Below are 25588 nucleotides of genomic sequence, written 5' to 3' on the forward strand. Positions count from 1 at the left end.
TTTGGACACAGCTCAAAAAATCAACGATGAAATAGCTATTTTTGCTGTTTCTGTCTAATAGTCTAGAGTTTAAGGTTTCTTTCACAACCTAGACAAACGATGTTCGAAATTGGTATTTAGCCGAAACATCCCAAAATACGAGCAGCTTTTTTGAATGTTAAGGCTTATTTCTAAGTGTTGCTCACTTCTGTTACAACCGAATAAAGTATAGTAGTTTTTTTTGGCTAAATCACGTATAATAAAAGTTAGTGAATTTTTCAAAAGAAGGGGGATCCTTATGGCATATCAAGCACTTTATCGTGTGTGGCGTTCACAGCGATTTGAGGATATCGTTGGACAAAAAGCTGTGACACAAACATTGAAAAATGCGATTGTTTCCCATAAAACCTCACATGCCTATTTGTTTACAGGACCAAGAGGGACAGGGAAAACAAGTGCGGCAAAAATATTTGCCAAGGCGATCAATTGCCCAAACAGCAAAGATGGTGAACCTTGTAATCATTGTGAGATGTGTCAGTCGATCACGACTGGGACACAAGAAGATGTCATTGAAATCGATGCGGCAAGTAACAATGGTGTCGAGGAGATCCGTTTCATCAGAGATCGAGCAAATTATGCACCAACAAAAGCCGCTTACAAAATTTATATCATTGATGAAGTCCACATGCTTTCGACTGGAGCGTTCAATGCTTTACTGAAAACACTGGAAGAACCAAAAGAAAGTGTTATTTTTATTTTAGCAACCACTGAACCGCACAAAATCCCTGCAACGATCATCTCTCGAACACAACGTTTTGATTTCAAACGGATCAATGCAGCAGATATTACCGAACATTTAGAATATATCTTGGATCAAACAGAGATTGCTTACGAAGCGCCTGCGTTGACAGTCATCGCACGAGCAGCAGAAGGTGGGATGCGAGATGCGTTAAGTATTCTTGACCAAGCGATTTCTTTCAGTGATGGCACGATCACGTTGGATGATGCAATGCAAGTCACGGGGAGTTTGACGAATGAGATGATGGATGCGTATCTATCCGCTTGTTTTAGCAAAGAGATCCCACAAGCCTTACAAGAATTGAATCAAATTTTAGCGGCAGGAAAAGAATCACGGCGCTTTTTAGAAGATCTGTTGTCTTATTGCCGTGATCTATTGATGTTTCAGCAAGCACCAAATCTATTAGAGGAAACCTCACATGTCAAAACAGAAACATTCACGACATTGGCGAAAGAAATCCCGGCACAACGCTTGTTTCAAATGATCCAAATTTTGAGCGATACACAAAATGAGGTGCGTTTTACAAATAGTGCGACTATTTATTTAGAGGTTGCGACAGTGAAACTAGCTCAATCTTCAGCAAATGAAAGTCAGCAAGTGCCTAGTGAAATCGATCAGCAACAAGTAAAACAATTGCAACAAGAGATCCAAGAGCTGAAAAAGGAAATCAAAGAAATCAAAAATGGCACGGTGAAAGTCACTGCGAATCAGCAAACGCCGCAATCACCTGTTCAGAAAAAACAGCCAAGTACATACCGTATTCCTACGGAACGGGTGTATAATGTACTAAAAGAGGCGACAAGGAAACACTTGAATGAAGTAAAAGAAGTCTGGGATGATCTTTTGATGAGTTTGTCAGTGACCCAGCGAGCGATGCTCAAAGCAAGTGAACCAGTTGCGGCAGGACCTAATGGACTAGTGATTGCTTTTGATTATGAAATCGTCTGTCAGCGCGCAGCTAATGACGAAGAGCTTCAATTAGCGATCCACAACCAACTTAGTCGCATGATCAAAGATTATGCGCCAGAGCCTGTCTATATCACACGGGAAAGTTGGCCTGGTCTAAGAAAAAATTATCTCGTCCAAGCAAAGGATGGAGAAGCCGAAGAATCGTTTGCGTCTGATGATGAATCAGACGAGATCGAATTGCTTCCTCAAGAACAAACAAACCAAGAAAATGTAGTGACGAAAGCTGAAGAACTTTTCGGTTCAGCAGTCACAGTAATCGATGATTAGAAAAGGAGAGCGATATTAATGATGCGCGGAATGGGAAATATGCAAGGGATGATGAAGCAAGTCCAAAAAATGCAAAAAGAAATGGGCGAAGCCCAAGAAAAACTAAATGAAACAGAATTTACTGGTAGTTCTACGAATGATCTAGTCAAAGTCGTCTTTACTGGTAATCGTCGAATGAAAGATATCCAGATCAATGATGAAGTAGTTGACCCAGAAGATACAGAAATGCTACAAGATTTGATTGTGATGGCTGTAAATGACGTATTAGAAAAAATCGATACAGAATCAGAAAAAACAATGGGAAAATACACTAAGGGCTTACCCTTTTAAATTTTCCTGAAGGGGAAATGAACATGCAATATCCAGAACCAATTGCCAAACTGATCGACAGTTATATGAGACTTCCAGGTATTGGTCAAAAAACAGCGACAAGACTGGCTTTTTATACGATCGATATGAAAGATGAAGTGGTCAATGAATTTGCCAAAGCTTTATTGAGCGTCAAACGCGATCTACATTTTTGTAGTATTTGCGGAAATATCACAGAAGAAGATCCTTGTGAGATCTGTAAAGATCCATCGAGAGATCGTGGCATCATTTTAGTCGTTGAAGAACCAAAAGATGTCATGGCGATGGAGAAGATGCGTGAGTATCGTGGCTTGTACCATGTGCTACATGGTGTATTGTCACCAATGGAAGGTACGGGTCCAGAAGATATCAATATTCCTCCTCTCTTACAACGTTTGCATGATGCAGAGGTCCAAGAAGTGATCATCGCAACGAATGCGACCACTGAAGGAGAAGCAACAGCAATCTACCTTTCACGATTGATCAAGCCTGCTGGTATCAAAGTCACACGGTTAGCTCATGGCTTATCTGTTGGTTCCGATATCGAATATGCAGACGAAGTGACTTTAATGAAAGCGGTCGAAGGCAGACGTGAACTATGATTTTTTTCTACGAGTCAGATCGCGGTAGTTTGATCAACAAAGATTTTCAGATACAATAGAAAAGCAAGAGAAGAGATGGAGGAACAAGTGTGAACGGCTTATTTATTACGATCGAGGGACCTGATGGTGCAGGTAAAACGAGTATCATCAAAGAACTATATCCTCTTTTACAACAAGTAGCAAAAACAGAGATCATTCAAACTCGGGAACCAGGTGGGATACCAATTGCTGAACAGATTCGTGCAGTGATTCTTGATCCCAAAAATGATCGCATGGACGAGCGAACAGAAAGTTTATTATACGCAGCTGCTCGAAGACAGCACTTGGTCGAAAAAGTTTTACCTGCACTTTCGAGTGGGAAAATCGTTTTGTGTGATCGTTTTGTCGATAGTTCGTTAGCCTACCAAGGTGCGGGTCGTCGGATCGGCGTAAACGAGATTGCTGAACTGAATGAATTTGCTACAGAAGGAACGACTCCTGATTTTACTCTTTATCTTGATGTGGATTCTGACACAGGATTACGTCGCATCGCTAAAAATCGCCAGAATCAAATCGATCGCTTAGATTCAGAGGGATTAGAGTTCCACCAGCGTGTCCGTCATGCCTATTTGAAATTGGTAGAGGAGCATCCAGACCGCATCCATAAGATCGATGCAAGAAATAGTTTTGAAGAAGTGTTACAATTGAGTTACCACGCAATTATCAACCAATTTCCACAATATTTTGAAAGTCAGGAAGGTGAACGTAAATGAAAATCATTTTAGCAATCATTCAAGATAAAGATAGCAACCGTTTGTCCAATGAATTGATCGATGCAAACATTCGTGCGACTAAATTATCTTCTACTGGTGGTTTCCTTAAAGCGGGAAACAGCACATTTATCGTTGGTATTGAGGACGATCGTGTCGAAGAAGCATTAGAGATCATCAAAAAAACATGTGAGTCAAGAAAACAATTTGTTTCTACTCCAGTAACGTTAGATATTTCAATGGACGGTGGCGTTCCTTATCCTGTAGAAGTAGAAGTGGGCGGAGCAACAGTCTTTGTCTTACCAGTTGAAGGATTCCACCATTTCTAGGAGGAACTATGGCTCAAGAAAACATACTTGCGCAAATGCAACCTCTCGTGTATCAACAACTTCAACGAAGTTTTGAGCATGGGCGTCTCGCTCATGCTTATCTTTTTGAAGGTGAAAAAGGTACAGGAAAGCATGAGGTAGGCATTTGGTTAGCACAACATTTATATTGTACGAATATGAACAACCAACAACCTTGTGGCAGATGCAATAATTGTCAACGGATCAAAAATCAAGAACATCCGGATGTACTCGTTCTTGCACCCGATGGTCAGTCGATCAAGGTCGATCAGATCCGGCGCTTACAGACAGAGTTTAGTCGTAGTGGATATGAATCAAGGAAAAAAGTATTCTTGATCCAGGAAGCAGAAAAAATGAACGCGAGTGCGGCCAATAGTCTATTGAAATTTTTAGAAGAACCACCTGGTGATTTTCTAGCGATTTTAGAAACGGAAGCCATTGGTCGGATCTTACCTACGATCCAATCTCGTTGTCAAACCTTGCATTTCCAAGAATTGTCAAAGGATTCATTGATTCAAAAATTACAAGATCAGCAAATTTCTGCGGAAAAAGCAAAACTTTTGTCATTCTTGACAAACAGTTTAGGAAAAGCAGTTGAAATCTCAGAAGATGAATGGTTTAATGAGGCTAAGGACTTGATTTATCAATGGTTTGTCTACTTAGATAAAAGAGATACACAAGCCTTTATCTATGTCCAAAAACGATTGGTGAAAGTATTTAAAGAAAAAAAACAACAATTTACTGGTTTTTCAATTTTAATGTATTATTATCAGGAAGCTCAAAAACAGGCGATAACATCTGGGGAGTATGGTAAAGTCAAACGGCTGAATCAAACGATTGAACGTATTTTGTTAGCAGAACAAAAACTGCGTAGCAATGTGAGTTTTCAAGCCGTTGCTGAGCAATTTGTATTACAAACGATTTTTTGATTTGTCAATTTATATTTTGCGTAATCAAGGAGGCCACAAATGGTAGAAGTAGTAGGTGTCCGTTATAGAGATGCTGGTCATGTCTATTATTTTACACCCGGAGATTCAGAATATGCATACAATGATAAAGTGTTAGTCGAGTCTCAGCAAACTTTACATATCGCAACGGTTGCTATTCCCAAAAGAGATATTGATCTGGAAGATTTACCTGAAACCATCAATCCCATTTTGCATAAAGCAACAACTGCTGAGCTTAAAAAATGCAACAAAAATGAAGAAGATGCAAAAAAAGCTTTTTTGATTGCGAAAGAAAAAATTAGAGAGAGAAAACTAGAAATGAAGATCGTCCAAGTTGAATATACTTTTGATCGAAGCAAATTGACTTTTTATTTTGCGGCAGATGGACGTATTGATTTTCGTGAATTAGTGAAAGATTTGGCGGCCGTTTTTCGTACAAGGATCGAATTGAAACAAATCGGTGTTCGGGATGAGGCGAAGATGATCGGAAGTATCGGGCCTTGTGGGCGACCACTCTGCTGTTCTTCTTTCTTAGGAGATTTTGTCCCTGTTTCGATCAAAATGGCAAAAGAACAAGGATTATCACTGAACCCAACTAAAATTTCTGGCTTGTGCGGTCGCTTGATGTGCTGTCTACAGTATGAAAGTGAAGCATATGAAGCCGCAAAAAAAGAACTCCCTGACTTTGGGAAAACACTTGAAACTCCTGATGGTAAAGGGAAAGTCGTAGGATTGAACCTGCTTAGTTGCTTAGTTAGTGTGCGACTGAACGGACGGGAGAATCCTGTTGAATATGAATGGGATGAACTAAAAAATTTCATCCAAGTAGGTGAGATGAATGGATAAGAGATCATTATATGATGGGTTGAACCAATTGGAGTCAGAGTTACGAAATACATTGACTGAATTAGTAGAGATGAAACATGCACTGCATGAGATCGTTGAGAAAAATACCACCTTAGAGATGGAAAATCAACGATTACGTGAACATCTTCGTGAATTGAACCAAGTGGCGCAAGCTCCAGCTGAAAATGCCAAACAAGAACTATCAAAATCCCGAATGAATCTTGAAAAGATTTACGAAGAAGGATTTCATGTTTGTTATGATTTGTATGGTTCAAGACGTGAAAATGATGAACCTTGTGCGTTCTGTTTAGAAGTGATCTATCGTGAAAGTGGACGCTAAATCAAAGGATCTAGTGGCTTCTATCACAGTCAATGAATACCGCAAAGCATTCTTGTTTTGCGGTATTCGTCGTTGAACTACCAGGATAAATTTTTTAATTAGAGTAGCTTCCTTTACTCTGTTTGATAAGGAGAATCATATGTATAACCAAAAGAGCTTTAAAGGAAATCACGTGTTTGGCACACTTTACCTCGTTCCAACACCGATCGGAAACTTGGAGGATATGACTGTTCGCAGTGTGCGGACATTACAAGAAGCGGATTTGATCGCGAGTGAGGATACACGCAATACACAAAAGCTATTGAATCATTTCGAGATCCAAACTCCCCAAAAAAGTTTGCACGAACATAATTATAAAGAACGTATTCCTCAATTGATCGACTGGCTAAAAGAAGGAAAAACGATAGCACAAGTAAGCGATGCGGGCATGCCATCTATCAGTGATCCTGGACATGAGCTTGTTGTTGCTTGTATCAAAGAAGATATCCCAGTTGTAGCATTGCCAGGTCCTACAGCGGGTATAACCGCATTGATTGCCTCTGGGCTTGTTCCGCAACCATTTTTATTCTATGGTTTCTTACCTAGAAAGAAAAAGGAACAACAGGACATACTAGCATCTCTTGTCGCACAGAAAGCAACATTGATTTTTTACGAATCACCTTATCGCGTAGCCGCAACGTTGACTAACATGTTGGAAGTGTTCGGCAATCGTCAAGTGGTGCTTTGTCGAGAATTGACGAAGATCCATGAAGAATACCTACGCGGAGACATCGAAGAATTACTTGGTTATTTAGAAAAACAGCCGATCAAGGGAGAATGCTGTTTACTTGTTGAGGGAAGTAACGAAGAGGTCGTACCAAGTGAACAACTTCAAGGTACGTTAAAAGAACAGGTACAACAATTGATTGAGCAAGGAGAAAAAACTAACGTGGCAATCAAAACGATTGCAGTCAAAAACGGAATAAAAAAACAAGAAGTTTATCGTCAGTTCCATGAATTGGATAATTAACTTTTTATGAAAAAAATCGTTCAGAAGATTGCTGTGGTGAGCAGTCTTTTGAACGATTTTTTTCTTAGAATCAATTAAGCACGAGGTACAGCTTCTTTGAAAAACTAACCTCCTAACTTGAAAGGGAACAAAAGTTCGTGTATAATGAAGTGGGGTGAGTCTGATGGAATTACAGTTTCCTTTACATAATGATACGTCTAGAAAAATCATTCATATCGATATGGATGCTTTTTTCGCGTCCGTTGAAGAACGAGATCACCCTGAACTTCGTGGAAAACCCTTAGTGATCGCCAGACATCCCAGTGATACTGGCGGGCGTGGGGTAGTGACGACGGCTAACTATGAAGCACGTAAGTTCGGCATCCATTCAGCAATGAGTGCCCAAAAAGCCTATGAACTTTGTCCAGAAGCGATTTTCAAACCGGGAGACCACCAAAAATATAGTGCGATATCAAAAGAAGTCAGGGAGATTTTTTATCGCTATACAGACTTAGTCGAACCAGTTAGTATTGATGAAGCTTATTTAGATGTTACGAATAATAAAATCAATTGTAAATCAGCGATTAAGATCGCCCGAATGATCCAACTTGATATTTGGCAAACGGTGCATCTGACTTGTTCGGCTGGTGTCAGCTATAATAAATTTGTAGCGAAACTTGCATCAGATTTTCAAAAACCTAAAGGAATGACGGTCGTCACCCCCGAAGAAGCTGTCGATTTCTTAAAAGCATTACCAATCGAAAAATTTCATGGTGTCGGCAAGAAAACTGTTCCTAAAATGCATGAATTAGGTATTTTTACAGGAGAAGATCTGTATCAATGTACTGAAATGATGTTGATCCAACAGTTTGGTAAAATGGGGTATTCGTTGTATCGAAAAGTACGAGGTATCCATGATTCGCCGGTCAATGTCACCCGCGAGCGTAAGTCAGTCGGGAAAGAGCATACGTATGGACAACCACTAAGAACAGAAGAAGAAGTTCTTGGTCAGTTGCGTCAGCTGGCTGAGAAAGTGGAAGATTCTCTCCGACGTGTTCAGAAACATGGAAAAACAGTTGTCTTGAAGGTCCGTTATACCGATTATTCTACAGTAACGAAGCGAGTGACATTACCAGAATATGTCTATAAAAAAGAAACACTGTTTTATCAAGCAAGTTTGATATGGGAAGAGATTTTAGGGATAGAGAAGGGAATTCGTTTATTAGGTATCACACTAACGAATTTAGATCCGATGACTTATGAGAATATTGTGTTACCTTTGTGGGAAACGCAAACGATAGAATCAGAAATAGAATAAAGAATGCTCCATCTTAGACTTTGAGACAAAAGCGAAATTCACTTCTATCTTGGCCTTTTAGATGGAGCATTTTTTATTGTGTTCAATCAAAACTGAGTATAGTTAAATCAGTTCTTGTTTTTTTATTTGTTCATATGTTTGCGTAGCATCTGTACATTTTTCCCAGATGACGACTTGTTTTTCAGCAAGCGATCGTTGCACGTCAATGATACGCTGATTGCTGCTTCCGCGAAATTGTAATTTGAAATCTCTTTTTGACCATTCAAAACGGCCATCAACAAGAATATCGATTTTCGAGAGCAGTTCTAGTTTATCTTCTGAATCTTGTAATAATTCATCGAAGGTATAACCGGTCCAAGACCAGATGTCTTTGCTGTGACCAAATTCTTGCCGGATTTGATCGACTACACGTAGGCAAACATTCGTATTCAAAAAAGGTTCACCGCCTAAGAGTGTCAATCCTTGGACGTAATCGTTGCGTAGATCAAACATGATCTGTTCTTCCAGTTCTGGAGTGAATGGTTTGCCGTAACGGAAATTCTGAGCGGCTTTGTTAAAACAACCTTCACAGGCAAATAAACAGCCACTTACATATAAGCTATTACGAACACCTTCGCCATCCACAAAATTGAACGGTTTATAATCGGCGATATAGTCATGACTATAATCTTGAGCCAGCCATTCTTTAGGTTTAGGATTTCTCATAGTAAAACTTCTTTCATTATAAAATGGTATCCGTTATAAAAAATTCTTGAAGGTCGTAGGAGACATAAGAAAATAGCCAGAGGAAGGGGTGCTATCTCTCTTATGACTTGGAGTTGGAGGCTTTTCTTACAACCTTATTTACGTTGTTCAAGAAGCAACACTTCGGTAATAAGTCAAAAAAATCTAAAATGAAACAGCCATTTTTGATTTTTCTGTCTTATTCCTCAGTGCTAAACGCTTCTTTCACAACCTTACTTCATATGTTTCACGCGTGATGAGATTTCTTTGTGTCTGCCGTGGACCATTGGGCGGGCTTGTGGGTTTCCTAGATAGCCGCATGTTCGTTTGACTACGTCACATGATTTTGGATCGTGATTGCCGCATTCTGGGCATTCAAAGCCACGTTCAGTTGGTTGGAAATCTCCTTCAAAACCACATTGGTAGCAATGATCGATCGGCGTATTAGTTCCTAAATAGCCTACTTTGTCATAGGCAAAGTCCCAAACAGCTTCTAATGCTTTAGGGTTTTGTTGCAACACTGGATATTCACAGTAATGGATAAAGCCACCAGAACAGTATTTTGGATAGTCTTTTTCAAATTCAAGCTTTTCAAATGGCGTTGGATTTTTACGCACATCATAGTGGAAACTATTAGTGTAATATTCCTTATCTGTGATATTTTCAACAATACCGAATTTCTCTGTATCTAAACGACAAAAACGATCCGTCAAGCTTTCACTTGGTGTGGAGTATACGCTGAAGTGATAGCCATATTCATTTCCCCAAGCGTCTGCATTGGCTTTTAATTTTTTCACGATGTCTAGAGTGAAGTCTTTGGCTTCAGCATTATTTTCCCACTCACCGCCAAAGAAAGAAGCAGCGACTTCATAAAGTCCGATGTAGCCTAATGAAACAGTTGCTCGACGATTTTTAAATAATTCATCTACGGCGTCTGTACGAGATAGTCGTTTACCGAATGCACCATACATATAAAGGATCGGTGCATTTGCTGGGATCGCTTCTTTACAACGTTCGACACGATAAACTAAGGCATCTTTCATGATCGACAAGCGATCTGAAAGTAATTGCCAGAATTTTTCTTGGTCACCGTCTGCTTCTAAGGCGATCCGCGGTAAGTTCAACGTAACCACACCTAGATTCATTCTTCCGACATTCACTTCTTCACCGTTTTCGTCTTTCCAACCTTGTAAGAAGGAGCGACAGCCCATTGGTACTTTGAAGCTTCCTGTCAATTCAACGATCTTGTCATAATTTAGAATATCTGGGTACATTCTTTTTGTGGCACATTCTAAGGCTAATTGTTTAATGTCATAGTTTGGATCAGTTGGTTTCAGATTGATTCCGTCTTTTAGTGTAAATATCAATTTGGGGAAGATCGCTGTCCGTTTCTCACTTCCTAATCCATTGATTCGGATTTGTAAAATCGCTTTTTGGATTTCTCGTTCAAACCAATTTTTACCTAGACCGAAGCCGAGTGAAGTAAAAGGCGTTTGTCCGTTGGAAGTGAAAAGTGTATTGATCTCATATTCCAAACTTTGCATGGCATCAAAAATATCTTTTTTGGTTTTTGCTTTTGCATAGGCTTCTTGCCGTTCGGGTGTGTCAATCCATTCTTTGGCATCAATTAAATGCTTTTTGTAATTTAATTGTGCAAAAGGAGCAAGCAATTCATCTGTGCGATCGGCAGAGCATCCGCCATATTGGCTAGATGCAACATTGGCAATGATCTGTGAGATCTGTGCCGTTGCTGTTTGGATTGATTTTGGTGATTCGACTTCTGCATTTCCGATTTTAAACCCGTTGTTTAACATACCTTTGAAGTCAATCAAACAGCAATTTGTCATTGGAGTATACGGATGGTAATCGAGATCATGATAATGGATATCGCCTTTTTGATGTGCGTTGGCAATATGCGGTGGAAGTAATTTCAATCCGATCGATTTCCCAACGATGCCAGCAGTCAAGTCACGCTGTGTATTGAATACATTACTATCCTTGTTCGCATTTTCATTGACAACACTTTGGTCTTTATTGATCAGTTTCTCGATCGAAAAGTTGATGTCTGTTGCTTTACTACGAGCAAAATCACGTTTTGTTCGATAATGGATATACTCTTCTGCTAAGGAATATTCGTTTTTTTCTAACAAAATATGTTCAACGATGTTTTGGATCTCATAGATTTTTACGTTATCTGCGAAGCGATCTTTGATTTCTTTGATCACAAGTTCTGCGATTGATTGGATCTTTTCGTACGTAATAGGAGATAAGGAACCGTGAATTTTCTTTTCTGCTTTGATCAGTGCGGCATTTATTTTCTGTTCATCAAATGGTACCTCGCGTCCATCGCGTTTGATGACAGTCATTTTTTTGGTTTCAGGCTGTTTTTCTAGCACAGCCATTTCTTGATCTGTTCGTTTCATTTTCTTCAGCTCCTACAAAAAATAGTTCTTGTCTATCATAAAACAAATTGAAGAAAGGAGCAACTAATTATCTGCTACATATAGTGTTTTATCGCTGTATAATTGAATGAGTATACTATATATGGTGTATATTATCTTGTGAAAAAAAGTGAAAACGTGCAGTATCAGCTTTTGAAAAATACGAATTATTTTTTTTTGAATAAAAAAATTGAATAAAAAAATTTCCAGGATAATTTTCGTGAGTGATCAGGTGACAAAATCAAAAGGGAAAAAAATGAAAGGATGTGCTACTATTCAATTAAGGATAAAGGTGGAGGACTAGCATGAGTAAAATAATCGAAGTAAAACATTTAAGTAAAAGTTATGGAAGTAGTAAATCACCGGTCAAAGTATTAGACAATGTTTCTTTTTCAGTTGAAGAAGGAGAGTTTATTGGGATCATGGGGCCAAGTGGAGCGGGAAAGACTACTCTGATGAATATCTTATCAACGATCAATCTACCGACGATGGGTAGTGTGATGATCCAAGGAAATGAAATCACAAAAATGAAAAAACATGAATTGAGTGATTTCAGACGAAAAAAAATTGGCTTTATCTTTCAAACGTTCAATCTTATTGATACATTGAATGGTAAAGATAATATTTTACTTCCTTTGGCTGTTGAAAATATGGCGAAAGATGAAATGGACCGAAGAGTTTTACACGTTGCCCAGCTTTTGGGGATCGAAGAATTACTAAAACGTTATCCTGATGAAATGTCAGTTGGACAAAGACAACGGATTGCGGCAGCTAGAGCTTTAGTAGTAGAACCAGAGGTGATTTTCGCAGACGAACCAACCGGATCATTGGATTCAAAATCAGCAACAGAATTGTTGAATTATTTAAAAACAGTGAACGAAGTTGAAAAATCAACGATCTTATTAGTGACACATGATCCTTATACAGCTAGTTATTGCAACCGTATTTTATTTATCAAAGATGGGGTGATTTTTTCAGAAGTGATCCGCCGTGGGACGAGAAAAGAATTCTTTGAAAAAGTCATCGATATGCAGGCGACGATTGGAGGAGGCGGTAAAATCAATGCTTTATAAATTAGCCGCAAAAAGTTTTTTAAAACAATCAAGGGGCTATCTTGTCTATTTCTTCAGTTTGACCTTATCGACGATGATCTATTACTCTTTTAGCGCGATGACCTATGATCAATCACTGATTCGAAGGGCAAGTCAAGATGTTTCGATAGATACTATTTTAAAGCTTGGTAGTTGGATCATTACTGTTGTCTTACTCTTTTTCGTGCTCAGTGCTAATCGCTTTTTTCTCAATCGGAGACAAAAAGAGATTGGGATCTATCAATTATTCGGGATCAGCAAATTCCAGATTTCATCAATCTATGTGTTGGAAACGATGACCATTGGTTTTTTTGCTTGTATGTTAGGGATTTTATTGGGAAGTATTTTCTCAAAATTGTTTCAAATGATTTTAGTACGAATGATGAAGATGGACATTACTAGTCGTTTTTTTATTTCTATCCCGTCCATTTTTGAAACCGTTGTGGTATTTTTTGTTATTCTTTCGGCAGTTTCTCTTTATTCACTATGGAGGATTTGGAGTTATCCCATGAATCGTAGTTTTGGGGAAAGAGAACAAGTGGAAAGTTCAATGTTGCGTATTCGCACAAGGCATCGTTTATTGGGCGTGATCGGAGTATTGATGATTTCTAGCAGCTATTTCGCTGCATTGAACTTCAGAGAAACAATTAGCCAACTCTTTGAAAAAAAAGTAAATCTAGGATTGATGATCGCTTTTCCGTTTTCAATATTGTTTTTCTGCATATTAGGGACCTACCTGTTCTTTCGTTATTCTTTTCGTTTACTGCTCCATTTGTTGAGCGAATCGAGATTTAAGTACCGGGGAACCAATTTTTTGTTAATTGGGAATACACAAATCCATCTGTTAAAAGGCTGGCGAATGAATTCGTTGATCACATTAGTTATTGGCCTATCTTTGGCAATGATCGGCGGAATGATCGGAATCTCGACGCTCGTTGCTCATCGTGAGGAAATTGATACGCCTGTTTCTTATCAATTAGATACACAAACGGCAGACAAACTGCGACCGATCTTAACAGAAGAGAATCAGAAAATAAGCGACGAATTAGTGTTTCATTACAAAGTAGTAGGGAGCTATTATAACCTGAGTATTGGTTCGGTATCTGGTGGCAATGAAATCAAGCCAGTCAATTTGATTTCTGAAAAAGAATACCGCGCCTTTCGCAAAATCAAACCTAGTCTGCCAAACATCAAACTTACAGAGAAAAACCATGCAGTAATGTTAGATTCAATAAAAACGATGTTTCGTGATTTTTCCAGTAATGGGAAAAAGATCTATCTGCCGGATAAACAAGAACTTTTGATCCAACAGGTTCTTCCTGGATTTTTAGGATATGAGGGTATGACCTATTATGGGCCGTCCGCGATCTTTGTTCAAGGAATCTTTGACCATGTAACTGGATTGTATGGAACAACGTTGGTCGTTACTCAAGAAATCTTTGACCGTGTCACTGGATTAGAATATCAGATCATCAATTGGAATGTGACTGGCGGTAATCAAGAAAAAATGACCGAACGATTAAATAAAGAAGTACCTACTAATTGGACACACACGATTTATTATAGTTATGAGATTACTGACCAAGGAATAGTTGGGACGATCCATACGGATGCTTCTAAAGAAGAGGAGAGCGAATATTCAGAAAATAAATTGACAGGACAAACATCACGTTTGAATTATAATGCGCGCTATCCTAGGTTGCGTGCCATCGACCGCCAAATTGGGATCAATATCTTTGTTGCCCTTTTTGTTGGAATGATCGTGATCATCGCAACCGGCAGTATCTTGATGGTGCGACAATTATCCGAAGCTGAAATTGAACGAACCAATTATCAATTGCTGACAAAATTAGGGATTGCTCAACGCAAAACAAATCGGATGATCTATAAACAAAATGCGTTGATGTTTTTTCCACCGATGATTTTGGGCATCACTCATGCAGTATTTGCCATCAATGTGTTTTCTCAATATGTAGAAGGGGCAGACTATTGGTTCGCATACTTTGTCTGTGGCTTATTGATCGTCATTTACCTACTCTTTTACTTTATGACTAGTCGTTTATATTGTCGGATCATTGAGGAATAAGAAAAATAGAGCAAAAAGGGTATCTTTTCTAGCTGAACGAAAGACAGAATCGAGTTGTACGAATTTATTTTCGTACGGCTCTTTTTTTGTTCTCTTTAGTTAGTGACAAAACTGTTAGCTGTAAAGCGCATTCTGTTAGTAAAACAAATGTTTTTTTGTGGATAGAATGAGTAGAATTTGACTAAGGATCTAAATAGGAGGAAAAAGAGATGAAACAATGGTGGCAGCAACCACAGGTTCGATATTGGCGAACTTTTATGCTTCGAACCCTTGTTTATTCGACGATACTATTGTTACTCATTTATTTGTATCATTACAAAAATATTCAAGGTGGAACATTTATATATAACGAATTCTAGGAGGGAAACGATGAAGAAAAAAGGAATCGTGGCTGCGATCGATTTTTGGGGAATAGCAGAACCAGAGAGAATCGCATATCAGACAGCAGAGGAGCGACACACATATCAAGAACTGAAGCACTCCTCAGATGCATTAGGCTATTACTTAGAGAAGCGTTTGACTAAGAAGGGGCCAATCGTAGTGTTCGGCAATCTAGAGTTTGAGATGGTGGTATCATTCTTGGGTGCAGTGAAAGCAGGACATGCGTATCTACCGATTGATGCCCAAACACCGAAGGAACGGATCGAAGCGATTTTACGTGTCGCACAACCTAGTATGATCATTAGTTTAAGTGACTGGGAGATTGAGACAGATATACCAATCATCCAAAAAGATTGTTTACGCTCGATCATCGCCTCGATAGTTGGTTATCCATTTGAGCATACAGTGAAAGGTGATGAAAATTTTTATCTTATTTTTACTTCGGGTACCACAGGAGAACCCAAAGGCGTGCAAATCAGTCATGATAACTTGGTGAGCTTTGTCGATTGGGTCTTGCGCGACTTTCCAATCAAAGAGGGACAAGCTTTTTTAGCACAAGCACCTTTTTCTTTTGATTTATCTGTGTTCACTTTGTATCCAGCGTTAGTTTCCGGTGGGATCATCAAGCCTTTATTCAAGGAAAACGTCCAAGATTTTCAAAAATTATTTACTATTTTACCACAATTAAAACTGGACATCTGGGTGTCGACTCCTTCGTTTGTTGATATTTGCTTGATGGACACATCTTTTGACGAGGGACATTTACCAGAGCTAGCTACGTTCATTTTCTGTGGCGAGGAATTGACGAAGAAAACGGCGCAAGCGTTACTCGAACGGTTTCCTTCAGCCAAAATTTACAACACGTATGGGCCGACAGAAGCGACAGTAGCCATCTCCAGTATATTGATCACAAGAGAAGTATTGGCTACGTATGAACGTTTACCAATTGGCTATGTCAAGTCCGATACGACCGTATCCATTTTGAAAAATGGCGAAAGTGATCGCGGCGAGATTTTGATTACTGGTCCTAGCGTGTCAAAAGGCTATTTGAACAATCCTGAAAAAACGAAGGAAGTGTTCTTTCAAGTAACTGGGCATCAAAACTATCGAACAGGAGATGCAGGATATTTAGCAGAGGACGGTTTGCTTTTTATTGAGGGAAGAATCGATCAACAGGTGAAATTACATGGCTACCGCATTGAATTAGGTGATATTGAACATGCCTTGCTTAAAGATGAACGGATCAATCAAGCAATCGTTGTTCCCAAATATCAAGGGTCGAAAGTCCAACAATTAGTGGCGTTTGTTGTATTGAATCAAGCGATTCCGGATACTAATTATCAGTTGATACGTTCGATCAAACAAAGGTTGACCGATTTTCTGATGGACTATATGATCCCACAAAAAGTGGCGTTTATTGACCAATTGCCACAAACGAACAATGGGAAAATTGATCGAAAAGCATTGACAGTTGAGGTGAATAGGTGATGAGTCTCCCACATATGATTCCTTATGCGAAGCCGTATTATTTTCTATTACTGAGTTTCGCGTTAGCGCCAATCATTTTTTCTCTACTATTTTTCCATAAACGTTTAGGAACTTATCAAGTTCTTGTAACTTTCTTTTTCTTGTTCATCAGCTTTGGAGGAACGGATTGGCAACATGGACTTGCTTTGATTGGCTATGTGATCTGGCAAAGTATACTTGTTTGGTGTTATTTCACTTATCGAAAAAAAAGAAATCAGAGTGTATGGTTTTATCTAGCGGTAGTTCTAGCAATTCTACCTTTAGCGATTACGAAATTCACAACATTTCTAACATCTGGCAAGGGATCACTGTTTAGTTTTCTGGGAATTTCCTATTTAACATTCAAATCGGTACAAATGATCATGGAAATGAGAGACGGTATGATCAAAAACTATCATCCTTACCGTTATATTCAGTTCTTGTTGTTTTTTCCAACCATTTCTTCAGGACCAATCGATCGTTATCGAAGATTTGAAAAAGATCAGCTCCAACCACCAACAAAGGAACAATATCTGGAAATGTTAGAAAAAGGGGTCCATCATCTGTTTATGGGTTTTTTATACAACTTCATCATCGGTCATTATCTCGGACAGATACTGTTACCCATTGTATCAAAAGGTGCCTTGGCTCATGGCGGAATCTCATGGTGGCTATTGGGGTACATGTATGTCTATAGTTTGTATCTCTTTTTCGATTTTGCTGGCTATAGTTTGTTTGCAGTTGGTACGAGTTATTTGATGGGCTATGATACCCCGATCAATTTCAACAAACCATTTTTAGCTTGGAATATTAAAGAATTCTGGAATCGTTGGCATATGTCTTTGTCCTTCTGGTTCAGAGATTACGTTTATATGCGGTTGATGTTCTTCTTGATGAAGAAAAAATGGTTCAAGAGCAAGATCGTGACTTCAAATATCGGATACTTTGCATTGTTTCTATTGATGGGGATCTGGCACGGTTTGACATGGTTCTACATTTTGTATGGTATCTATCATGCAACGCTGATTTGTGTGACAGATGCATGGATTCGCTACAAGAAAAAACGGAAGAAAAAACTTCCTTCCAATCGCTTGACCCACGCATTTTCTGTTTTCATGACGTTTCAAGCAGTGTGTGCTAGCTTATTGATTTTTTCAGGATTTTTAGATCAACTATTTTTTAAATAAATGACGAGTTTAAAGGAGAGAATAGATATGGAAGAACAAGTTTTAACGATTTTAGCAGAGATTACAGGTACAGATGAAGTGAAAGAAAATAAAGAAATCGATTTGTTTGGTGAAGGTTTATTGGATTCACTAGGGTCTGTTCAATTATTAGTTGAGCTGGATGGACAGCTTGATGTACAAGTTCCTGTATCAGAATTTGATCGGGAAGAATGGGCAACACCAAACAAAATCATTGATCAAGTCAACGAATTGAAGGGATAACGATGAAGAAAAAGCTGTTTGCGATTTTTGGTCCAGTGATACTTGCGTTTATACTGATTGCGATTTTTTTCACTTCATCTTATCGCGTGAATGTAGCTGACCCAGAAATCATTCATAGAGCAGCCAGTTCGATGTCAGACAACGTCTTACGAGGGGATGTAATCAAAAATACAGCTTTTGCTGAAAAAAAGTATGTGCCTTTTATTGGTTCGAGTGAATTGAGTAGGATCAGTCCCTTTCATCCTTCTGTTTTAGCACAGAAATATCAACGGAGCTACGAACCATTTTTATTAGGTGCCCCTGGGACCCAATCGCTGAGCCAGTTCATGATGATGCGCTCAGCTAGTAAGGATCTCAGAAATAAAAAAGTAGTGGTCATCGTGTCTCCTCAGTGGTTCGTAAAAGACGGGGTGAAGGAAGACTATTTCAGTACCCACTATTCAGAGTTACAGACATTGGATTGGCTGTTTTCAATAAAAAAAGTGACCGCTTCAGATCGCTATTTCGCGCGACGTTTATTAAGTTTTTCAATCGTTTCGAAAGATGAGGACATCACGCGGATTTTAAGTACAGTACAAAAAGGAATCAAACCCAATGATAAAGAATTAGAGGGCTTGGAAGATAAATGGAACATCTTGAAGCGTGAGGATGAATTATTTAGTGGGATTGGTTTGACGGATAAACAAAAACAGATCGATCAAGCGACCAAACCATTACCGACTAGCTATGAAAAAGAACAACTAAATAAGCTCGCTACGCAGATTGGTGCTAGTAAAACTAAGAATAATCCTTTTGCTCTAAAAGATGATTTCTACAATACCCGAATCAAACACCATTTAGCTAAGTTGAAAGACTCACAGAAAGACTGGGATTATCGTTTTTCAAAGGAATATTCTGATTTTCAATTATTATTGCAGCAACTAGCAAATGAACATACTGAAGCATTATTCATTCTTCCACCAGTGAATGAAAAATGGAGTGATTATACCGGTTTGTCTCAAGAAATGTTGCAAGGATTTGCCAAAAAAATCAAGTATCAATTAAAGAAACAAGGATTTCAACACATCGCAGATTTAACCAAAATGGCTAGTGTTCCCTACTTTATGGAAGATACGATCCATCTTGGGTGGCAAGGCTGGTTGACTGCAGATCAGTATATCCAACCTTTCCTAGAAGAGAAGCAACCAGTGTCTGATTATCGGATGGATGATGCTTTCTATAGTAAGGATTGGCAATTGCAGACCCCAGATACAATACCAGAAAAATAAACGATGCATTGGAACCAAAATAAAAGACGAATGAAGAAATTCGAGGAATGACCTGTAACGTCCCAATAGAGTGGATGTTATAGGTTGTTTTTGAGATGTTAGCAGATTCAAAAGAAGACTGGCGTTATAATATGACTGCATAAATCAAACAAATATGCTGCCCAAAAATCAGTGAACAATGATATAATTCTACTATTAAGTATGGAAAAGAGGGAAAGCGTTTGAATAAAAATGAAGAACAATTATTGATTGATTTAACAACTGCGCGTGGCGTACCAGGAAATGAAGAAGAGGTACGAAAAGTCTATAAAAAATATGCAGAGCAGTTCACAGATGATATTTTTTACGATGGTTTAGGTAGTATCATCGCAAAACACGATTCTGGCAAGGGCCCTAAAGTATTTATTTCCGGACATATGGATGAAGTTGGCTTTATGGTTACAAAGATCACAGATAAAGGATTTATTGAATTTCAAACACTTGGTGGTTGGTGGGGCCAAGTCATGTTGGCACAACAAGTAGAAATCAAGACCCAAGATGGAAAAATCATCCATGGCGTGATTGGTTCAAAACCACCACATGTCTTGACTGCTGAAGTTCGTAACAAACCTTATGATATCAAAGATATGTTTATTGACATCGGGGCGACAAGCAAAGAAGAAGCGACGGAATGGGGCATTCGTCCTGGTGATATGGTCACTCCTTATATTGAATATCGTCGAATGAATGATGGAAAATTCTTGTTAGCAAAAGCATGGGACAATCGTATTGGGACAGCTGTTTCTTTACGTGTACTTGAAAATCTAGCAAAAGAAGGACATCCGAATGTCTTATTTGCTGGAAGTGATGTACAAGAAGAAGTTGGTTTAAGAGGTGCGCGCACAAGTACTCATTTGGTTGACCCTGACATTGCAATTGCTTTAGATACAGGTACTGCTGGAGATACACCAGGGATGACACCGAAAGAGGCAGATTCAGTTTTAGGTAAAGGACCACAAATCTTGATTTTCGATGCTTCGATGATCCCACATAAAAAATTATTGAATTTTGTGATCCAAGTGGCAGAAGAAATGGCTATTCCATTCCAATATACTGTCATCACCGGTGGGGGAACAGATGCGGGCCAAATGCATGTGTCACGTAATGGTGTGCCATCTATTGCAATCACTGTACCCGTTCGTTATCTGCATTCACATACATCGATCATCCATGAAGAAGATTACTTCAATACAGTGAAGTTAGTTACTGAAGTAGTCAAACGTTTGGATAGTGAAAAAGTAGCAGAAATCAGGAGTTATGAGTAATGAAGAATGTTTCTGAATATCGAAAAAAAGCCCGGGCATCTTTAGAAGGACAGTGGGGGATCAATGCTTGGATCATTTTCCTTTCAGTCTTTATTGGGTTGATCATCCAGCAGCTTTTTGTAGGCATCTTCCCAACAGATAGCACACAGGCAAACATACTCAATTTTTTGCTCCAACACGTATTGATCTTTGCGTTTACTTATGGGGTCTATTATATCTCGTTAGTTGTGGTCAGAGGTGGGCGAGCAAAATCCAATCTGTTGTTTGCTGTTTTTCAAAAAGAATATTTTGTACCGATTCTGCTTATCAATCTTTTAAATACCGTATTTAATTGGTTAATCAACGGTATTATACTTTTGCCTAGTTTTTTGATTGGCGGATTCAATACGTATATCAATCTACTTTTTAATGGAAATGCATCACCACAAGGGATGATGAATGATTTTACAATTGATCTGAGTTTTGCAGTCTTTACAACTTTACTATTCTTCGTGTCGCTATTTGTGATGACGATCGTTGCAGGATTATTCCAATTTGCTGCTTGGACAAAGTTTGACTATCCGAAACTGACAGTTATCCAAAGTTTGAAATATGCCTGGTTTTTATTGAAAGATCGTATTGGGACCTATCTTCTTCTACAACTTTCATTTATTGGGTGGTATATTCTCGGATTTATTGCGCTGTTCTTTGGTTTACTTTGGGTAATTGCTTATGTCAATGTGTCGATTGCACAATTTTACGAACAAGCTCGTATTGAAAAAGGCAGCCCAATGGAATACTTTCACTTCGAATAAGCAGTTTTTCTTATGAAAATAAGAAATTGTGGTAGCATAAGTTTTTGAGGGGGAATCAGTCATGAAATTAACCGTTTTAGGTTGCTTAGGTGCGTATCCTTATAAAAAACAAGGAACGACGAGTTATCTGTTGCAAGCTGATCAATTTAATTTGTTGATTGATGCAGGGAGCGCAACGCTTGTGAAATTGGAAGACCATCTTGATCCGCTTGCTTTAGATGCTGTGATCATCAGCCATTATCATCATGACCATATCGCAGATCTAGGTGTTTTGCAATATGAATGGCAATTGCATCCAAACAGAGATCAGGAAAAGCTATTACCAATCTATGGACATACGAAAGATGCCAGTCATTTTGAACAATTGACGATGCCAGGAGTGTCCCAAGGAGTGTCATATGATCCAACCCAAGAACTTGAAGTCGGACCATTTTCGATCACGTTCTTGGAAACGATTCATCCAGTGGTTTGTTATGCCATGCGTATTGTCGAAAGAGCCACCGGAAAAGTACTTGTTTTTACAGGAGATTCTGGCTATTTAGAGAGTTTTATTCCCTTCGCTAAAGAGGCGGATCTCTTTTTGGCAGACACGTATCTTTTTGCAGGAAATGAGCGACACAAAGCGCATTTCACTTCAAAAGAATCCGGAGAGATCGCAAAAGCGGCAAAAGTCAAAAAACTGGTTTTGACACACTTGCCACAATTCGGTGACCTAACACAATTAGAGAATGAAGCAAAAGAAGCGGCTGGAGAAGAAATCGAAGTTGCTTTAGCTGAAGTCGATAAAGTGTTTGATATATAGGAGGACGAGCAGAATGATTTTTGTACCAAATGAAAACCATGATCCAAGAGTAAATTTAGCAATCGAGACCTTTTTACTGCAAGAGATGCCATTAGAAGAACCAATCTTGCTTTTTTACATCAATGAACCGTCAATCATTATTGGTCGAAATCAAAACACGATCGAAGAAATCAATCGTGAATATGTTGAAGAACATGGCATCCATGTGGTACGTCGTTTAAGCGGTGGTGGAGCAGTATATCATGATTTTGGTAACTTGAATTTCAGTTTCATCATGCCAGATGATGGGGATTCGTTCCGTGACTTTGCGAAGGTGACTAAACCAATCATCCAAGCGTTACACGAATTAGGTATTTCAGGTGCCGAATTAAAAGGACGTAATGACCTGGTAATCGATGGCTTGAAGTTTTCAGGGAATGCTATGTATGCTACAAATGGTCGAATGTTTGCACATGGAACGATCATGTTCGATTCAGACATTGATGAGGTAGTCAATGCGCTGAAAGTGAAAAAAGAAAAAATCGAATCCAAAGGAATCAAATCGATTCGTTCACGAGTTACAAATATCAAACCATTCTTACCTGAGGAAAAACAAGGGATGACAACCGAAGAATTTCGTGAAGACATTCTTTTGAAAATTTTCGGCGTATCTTCAGTAGAAGACGTAAAGACCTATGAATTGACAGAAAAAGATTGGGAAAAAATCAATCAAATTTCTGAGCAGTATTATCGAAATTGGGATTGGAATTATGGAAAATCACCAGATTTCAACTTTTCACGCCAAAAACGCTTTTCGATTGGGTCGATCGAGGTACATCTGAATGTCTCAGAAGGGATAATCGAGGATGTAAAAATCTTCGGCGATTTCTTTGGTCTAGGAGATATCAAAGATGTTGAACAAGTGTTGACAGGTATAAAGTATGACAAAGCTACTTTACAAGAAGCAGTGGAAACGATCGATATCAAGAAGTATTTTGGTGCAATCGAAGCACAAGATTTATTGGAGTTATTGTACTAAATAAGGTTGTGACAGAAGCGTCTTGACCTAGGAAGTAAGATAGAAAATTGAAAAATAGTTTTTCGTATTTTACAATTTTTTAGTTTAATGTTGAATGTCCGCTTCTGGAACATCATTTATTCGGTTGTAGGGTGATAAGCTGACGAATAGCCAATATCCCAGACCCGACAATCTGAAATAGATTATAAGACCTTCAAAAACAGCCTGTTGACTGCTTTTGAAGGTCTTTTTTAATTAGAGGGTATATTGATTTTTAGGCGATCGACCCACTTATCTTTTTCTTGGACCAAGGTGCTGCTGTATTTGTCGAGCGTGGTCTGAATCATCATCAAGTCATACTGTTCTTGTCGTATCAATTCTTCTGTCACATGTTTGGAAAAAATATTTTTCTCATAGTGTGTACTGTGCTCACAGTGGATCTGGATGTGAGAATTGATTTCTTGGATCGATAAATAGATTTCTCGATGCAAAGGATTTTCAATGGCTTGTGTTTCGCGAAACGAATGCTCTAAAATATGGATGAGTAATTGTGTGAAATCTTCATCATGGATCGGTAAAGAAGCTGGGATGTGGGTGTGAAAATCAACCTTGATATTCTTTTTAGCAGCGACTTCTTGATATCTAGCCAAAATCAAATTTGTTAGTTGGTGACCTGTCGGAAAAAGAGACAAATCCAATCGTCTTGTTTCGTCTACGATCCGTTTTAAGTAAGTTTTCACTTCGGCTTGTTCATTTGTATCAATCAATTGACTCAGTTCTTCCATTTGTACAACAAAGTCATTTTTTGCTTGATCGATTTGTTGGATCTGTGCTTGGATTTTTGCATAATGTGTTTCGATCAGATCTGTTTTAGTTTGTAAGAAAAGACGTTCTTTATGGTAACTATCGATTTTCATGATATTCTCCATGATATTGTATCCGACAATAACAATCAGGAGAATCGCAAATAAGAGCGTGGACCAGTTGATGATCGAATGCCCAATCCCTAAGGCAGTTTGAATATAAAACATACAATGAAAGATAGCGATCAAAACGATCCAAGGACTACATACAGTGAAAAAACGATTTTGTTTATATGCTTCACCGATACTTGCTATAGAAGTAACTAGAGTGCTTACAACACTAACAACACTAGCAAAGGGCATCAATTCAGGTAATTCAAAATCTGAAAATAATGCATAAAGTAAGATGTTGGCAAAAACAAATGTTTGGAAATAGCAGAAATAACCATACCATTTCTGATAGTTTGTCATTTTGGACTGATAGTAAAAAATAATCAGTATAGAAGTCAAGATTGCAAATAAGTGTGAAAAAATCGAATGTACGATTGGTTCAAAAAGAACACCACTCAAGATATCTTCCGAAATCGATTCAAATCCAAGCACGAAAGAAAATAGGCTCAAAATCAATAATGAACGATCTAATCTATTATGCCTGTAGAGAATATAGCTAGTCCAGATCAACAATCCGATGGCGATAACGAAAGCCAAGATCATCGCGATGACTTGTGGGATCGATTGTGAAAAAATGAAGCTGATCATTGGACTGGTGGTCCCCAAATAAACTTTGGGTGTTAGACCAGCATAATTTTGATAAGGCGAGGAAACAACGATTTTCAACGTCTTGCCTACATAGGGTTCTGGTAGATCGATGATCGATAAAGACAATCCAGGATTGTTTCGTGCGCTTTCTTTGGAGCGACTGTAGAGTAGCGCGTCATCTAATGAGACACTTAACCATTGATGATTGCCTTTGATCAAGAGATTGGCATCCGCCAATTCTTTATGTAGAGTAGTTTCCATTATAAATGGTTCATTCTTGTCGATGGACGGCATGTAGTCGATATGGTTACTGTCGAACTGAAAATAAGGATCGTGCTCGGAATAATAGACCCATGAATCATCAATCTGAGACATTTGTTTATTGTCGATTGGCGTGAAGAGGTAATGAAAAAAATAAGCGATACTTATTATAAATAACGATGCAAATATAATAAGTACGCTCCATTTGATTTTCATAGAGAATGGTATAATTTTATTACGTCCGTTATTAAAAATAACCATAGACAAATCTCCTTTAATAAATTATCTAATTCCAGAGTAAACTTTTTTCATTTAACAGTCAATTTTTAGCTATTTTTATCGTTTTTTTTGTTTGCTTGTTTATTTTTTTATAGAGAATCTTCAAACTGAGTATTAATATTGTCAAAAAAATTTCGTTATTATAT

General features: G+C 38.4%; 24 protein-coding genes. 21 read left to right on the forward strand and 3 right to left on the reverse strand.

Features of this window, described 5'->3' with window-relative positions:
* The first annotated feature begins 277 nt into the window (after positions 1-277).
* The 10 genes from dnaX to dinB all read left to right on the forward strand — a co-directional run bounded on the left by dnaX (position 278) and on the right by dinB (position 8499).
* The gene (gene dnaX / locus HZ311_RS11805; RefSeq protein WP_010736052.1) at positions 278-2014 is read left to right on the forward strand and encodes a DNA polymerase III subunit gamma/tau; all 1737 of its coding nucleotides are present in this window, start codon (positions 278-280) and stop codon (positions 2012-2014) included.
* Positions 2015-2032: 18 nt separating this feature from the next.
* Positions 2033-2344 (forward strand): YbaB/EbfC family nucleoid-associated protein, encoded by a 312-nt coding sequence (locus HZ311_RS11810; protein ID WP_010736051.1) that lies wholly within the window; start codon positions 2033-2035, stop codon positions 2342-2344.
* A 23-nt stretch (positions 2345-2367) separates the two neighbouring features.
* Positions 2368-2964 (forward strand): recombination mediator RecR, encoded by a 597-nt coding sequence (gene recR / locus HZ311_RS11815; protein WP_019722633.1) that lies wholly within the window; start codon positions 2368-2370, stop codon positions 2962-2964.
* A gap of 89 nt (positions 2965-3053) precedes the next feature.
* Positions 3054-3716 (forward strand): dTMP kinase, encoded by a 663-nt coding sequence (tmk, locus tag HZ311_RS11820; RefSeq protein WP_010736049.1) that lies wholly within the window; start codon positions 3054-3056, stop codon positions 3714-3716.
* On the forward strand, positions 3713-4042 hold the full coding sequence (locus HZ311_RS11825; protein ID WP_010736048.1) for a cyclic-di-AMP receptor: 330 nt from the start codon (positions 3713-3715) through the stop codon (positions 4040-4042). The genes tmk and HZ311_RS11825 overlap by 4 nt, the downstream gene beginning before the upstream one ends.
* Positions 4043-4050: 8 nt before the next feature.
* Entirely contained in the window at positions 4051-4989 is a 939-nt protein-coding gene (gene holB, locus HZ311_RS11830; RefSeq protein WP_010736047.1) for a DNA polymerase III subunit delta', read from the forward strand.
* A gap of 39 nt (positions 4990-5028) precedes the next feature.
* On the forward strand, positions 5029-5853 hold the full coding sequence (locus tag HZ311_RS11835; protein ID WP_010736046.1) for a PSP1 domain-containing protein: 825 nt from the start codon (positions 5029-5031) through the stop codon (positions 5851-5853).
* The gene (locus tag HZ311_RS11840; RefSeq protein WP_010736045.1) at positions 5846-6193 is read left to right on the forward strand and encodes a DNA replication initiation control protein YabA; all 348 of its coding nucleotides are present in this window, start codon (positions 5846-5848) and stop codon (positions 6191-6193) included. The genes HZ311_RS11835 and HZ311_RS11840 overlap by 8 nt, the downstream gene beginning before the upstream one ends.
* A gap of 139 nt (positions 6194-6332) precedes the next feature.
* A complete protein-coding gene (gene rsmI / locus HZ311_RS11845) occupies positions 6333-7202 on the forward strand; it encodes a 16S rRNA (cytidine(1402)-2'-O)-methyltransferase (protein WP_178946716.1) in 870 nt (289 codons plus the stop codon).
* A gap of 160 nt (positions 7203-7362) precedes the next feature.
* Complete coding sequence (dinB, locus tag HZ311_RS11850) at positions 7363-8499, forward strand: DNA polymerase IV (protein WP_178946818.1); 1137 nt, start codon at positions 7363-7365, stop codon at positions 8497-8499.
* 102 nt (positions 8500-8601) lie between these two features.
* Here dinB and nrdG read toward each other — a convergent pair whose 3' ends face one another.
* Positions 8602-9204, reverse strand: a complete 603-nt coding sequence (gene nrdG, locus HZ311_RS11855) for an anaerobic ribonucleoside-triphosphate reductase activating protein (RefSeq protein WP_178946717.1) — start codon at positions 9202-9204, stop codon at positions 8602-8604.
* A 251-nt stretch (positions 9205-9455) separates the two neighbouring features.
* The gene (nrdD, locus tag HZ311_RS11860; RefSeq protein WP_178946718.1) at positions 9456-11645 is read right to left on the reverse strand and encodes an anaerobic ribonucleoside-triphosphate reductase; all 2190 of its coding nucleotides are present in this window, start codon (positions 11643-11645) and stop codon (positions 9456-9458) included.
* Between the two features lie 323 nt (positions 11646-11968).
* Here nrdD and HZ311_RS11865 point away from each other — a divergent pair, with 323 nt between their 5' ends.
* The 11 genes from HZ311_RS11865 (at position 11969) to HZ311_RS11915 (ending at position 23361) form a co-directional block, all read left to right on the forward strand.
* Entirely contained in the window at positions 11969-12736 is a 768-nt protein-coding gene (locus HZ311_RS11865; RefSeq protein ID WP_019723768.1) for an ABC transporter ATP-binding protein, read from the forward strand.
* Entirely contained in the window at positions 12726-14840 is a 2115-nt protein-coding gene (locus HZ311_RS11870) for an ABC transporter permease (RefSeq protein ID WP_023519275.1), read from the forward strand. Before HZ311_RS11865 ends, HZ311_RS11870 begins: the two co-directional genes overlap by 11 nt.
* A 209-nt stretch (positions 14841-15049) precedes the next feature.
* A complete protein-coding gene (locus HZ311_RS11875; RefSeq protein ID WP_010736035.1) occupies positions 15050-15199 on the forward strand; it encodes a teichoic acid D-Ala incorporation-associated protein DltX in 150 nt (49 codons plus the stop codon).
* Positions 15200-15209: 10 nt separating this feature from the next.
* Positions 15210-16709: a D-alanine--poly(phosphoribitol) ligase subunit DltA gene (gene dltA / locus HZ311_RS11880; protein WP_178946719.1), complete on the forward strand. Its 1500-nt coding sequence runs from the start codon at positions 15210-15212 to the stop codon at positions 16707-16709.
* Entirely contained in the window at positions 16709-17914 is a 1206-nt protein-coding gene (gene dltB, locus HZ311_RS11885; RefSeq protein ID WP_178946720.1) for a D-alanyl-lipoteichoic acid biosynthesis protein DltB, read from the forward strand. Before dltA ends, dltB begins: the two co-directional genes overlap by 1 nt.
* Positions 17915-17941: 27 nt before the next feature.
* A complete protein-coding gene (gene dltC, locus HZ311_RS11890; protein ID WP_010736032.1) occupies positions 17942-18175 on the forward strand; it encodes a D-alanine--poly(phosphoribitol) ligase subunit DltC in 234 nt (77 codons plus the stop codon).
* A 2-nt stretch (positions 18176-18177) separates the two neighbouring features.
* Positions 18178-19443: a D-alanyl-lipoteichoic acid biosynthesis protein DltD gene (gene dltD / locus HZ311_RS11895; RefSeq protein WP_178946721.1), complete on the forward strand. Its 1266-nt coding sequence runs from the start codon at positions 18178-18180 to the stop codon at positions 19441-19443.
* Between the two features lie 221 nt (positions 19444-19664).
* Positions 19665-20747, forward strand: coding sequence for a M42 family metallopeptidase (locus tag HZ311_RS11900; RefSeq protein ID WP_178946722.1), 1083 nt, complete (start codon positions 19665-19667; stop codon positions 20745-20747).
* The gene (locus HZ311_RS11905) at positions 20747-21541 is read left to right on the forward strand and encodes a DUF975 family protein (RefSeq protein WP_065096692.1); all 795 of its coding nucleotides are present in this window, start codon (positions 20747-20749) and stop codon (positions 21539-21541) included. Before HZ311_RS11900 ends, HZ311_RS11905 begins: the two co-directional genes overlap by 1 nt.
* Positions 21542-21602: 61 nt before the next feature.
* Positions 21603-22343 carry an MBL fold metallo-hydrolase gene (locus HZ311_RS11910; protein ID WP_010736028.1) on the forward strand — a complete coding sequence of 247 codons (741 nt, stop codon included), beginning with the start codon at positions 21603-21605 and terminating at the stop codon, positions 22341-22343.
* A 13-nt stretch (positions 22344-22356) separates the two neighbouring features.
* Positions 22357-23361: a lipoate--protein ligase gene (locus tag HZ311_RS11915; RefSeq protein ID WP_010736027.1), complete on the forward strand. Its 1005-nt coding sequence runs from the start codon at positions 22357-22359 to the stop codon at positions 23359-23361.
* Between the two features lie 230 nt (positions 23362-23591).
* Here the strand turns inward: HZ311_RS11915 and HZ311_RS11920 are convergent, their stop codons facing one another.
* A complete protein-coding gene (locus HZ311_RS11920) occupies positions 23592-25424 on the reverse strand; it encodes an ATP-binding protein (RefSeq protein WP_023519279.1) in 1833 nt (610 codons plus the stop codon).
* Positions 25425-25588: the final 164 nt, after the last annotated feature.

The organism is Enterococcus mundtii, from assembly GCF_013394305.1.
Classification (GTDB): Bacteria; Bacillota; Bacilli; order Lactobacillales; family Enterococcaceae; genus Enterococcus_B; species Enterococcus_B pernyi.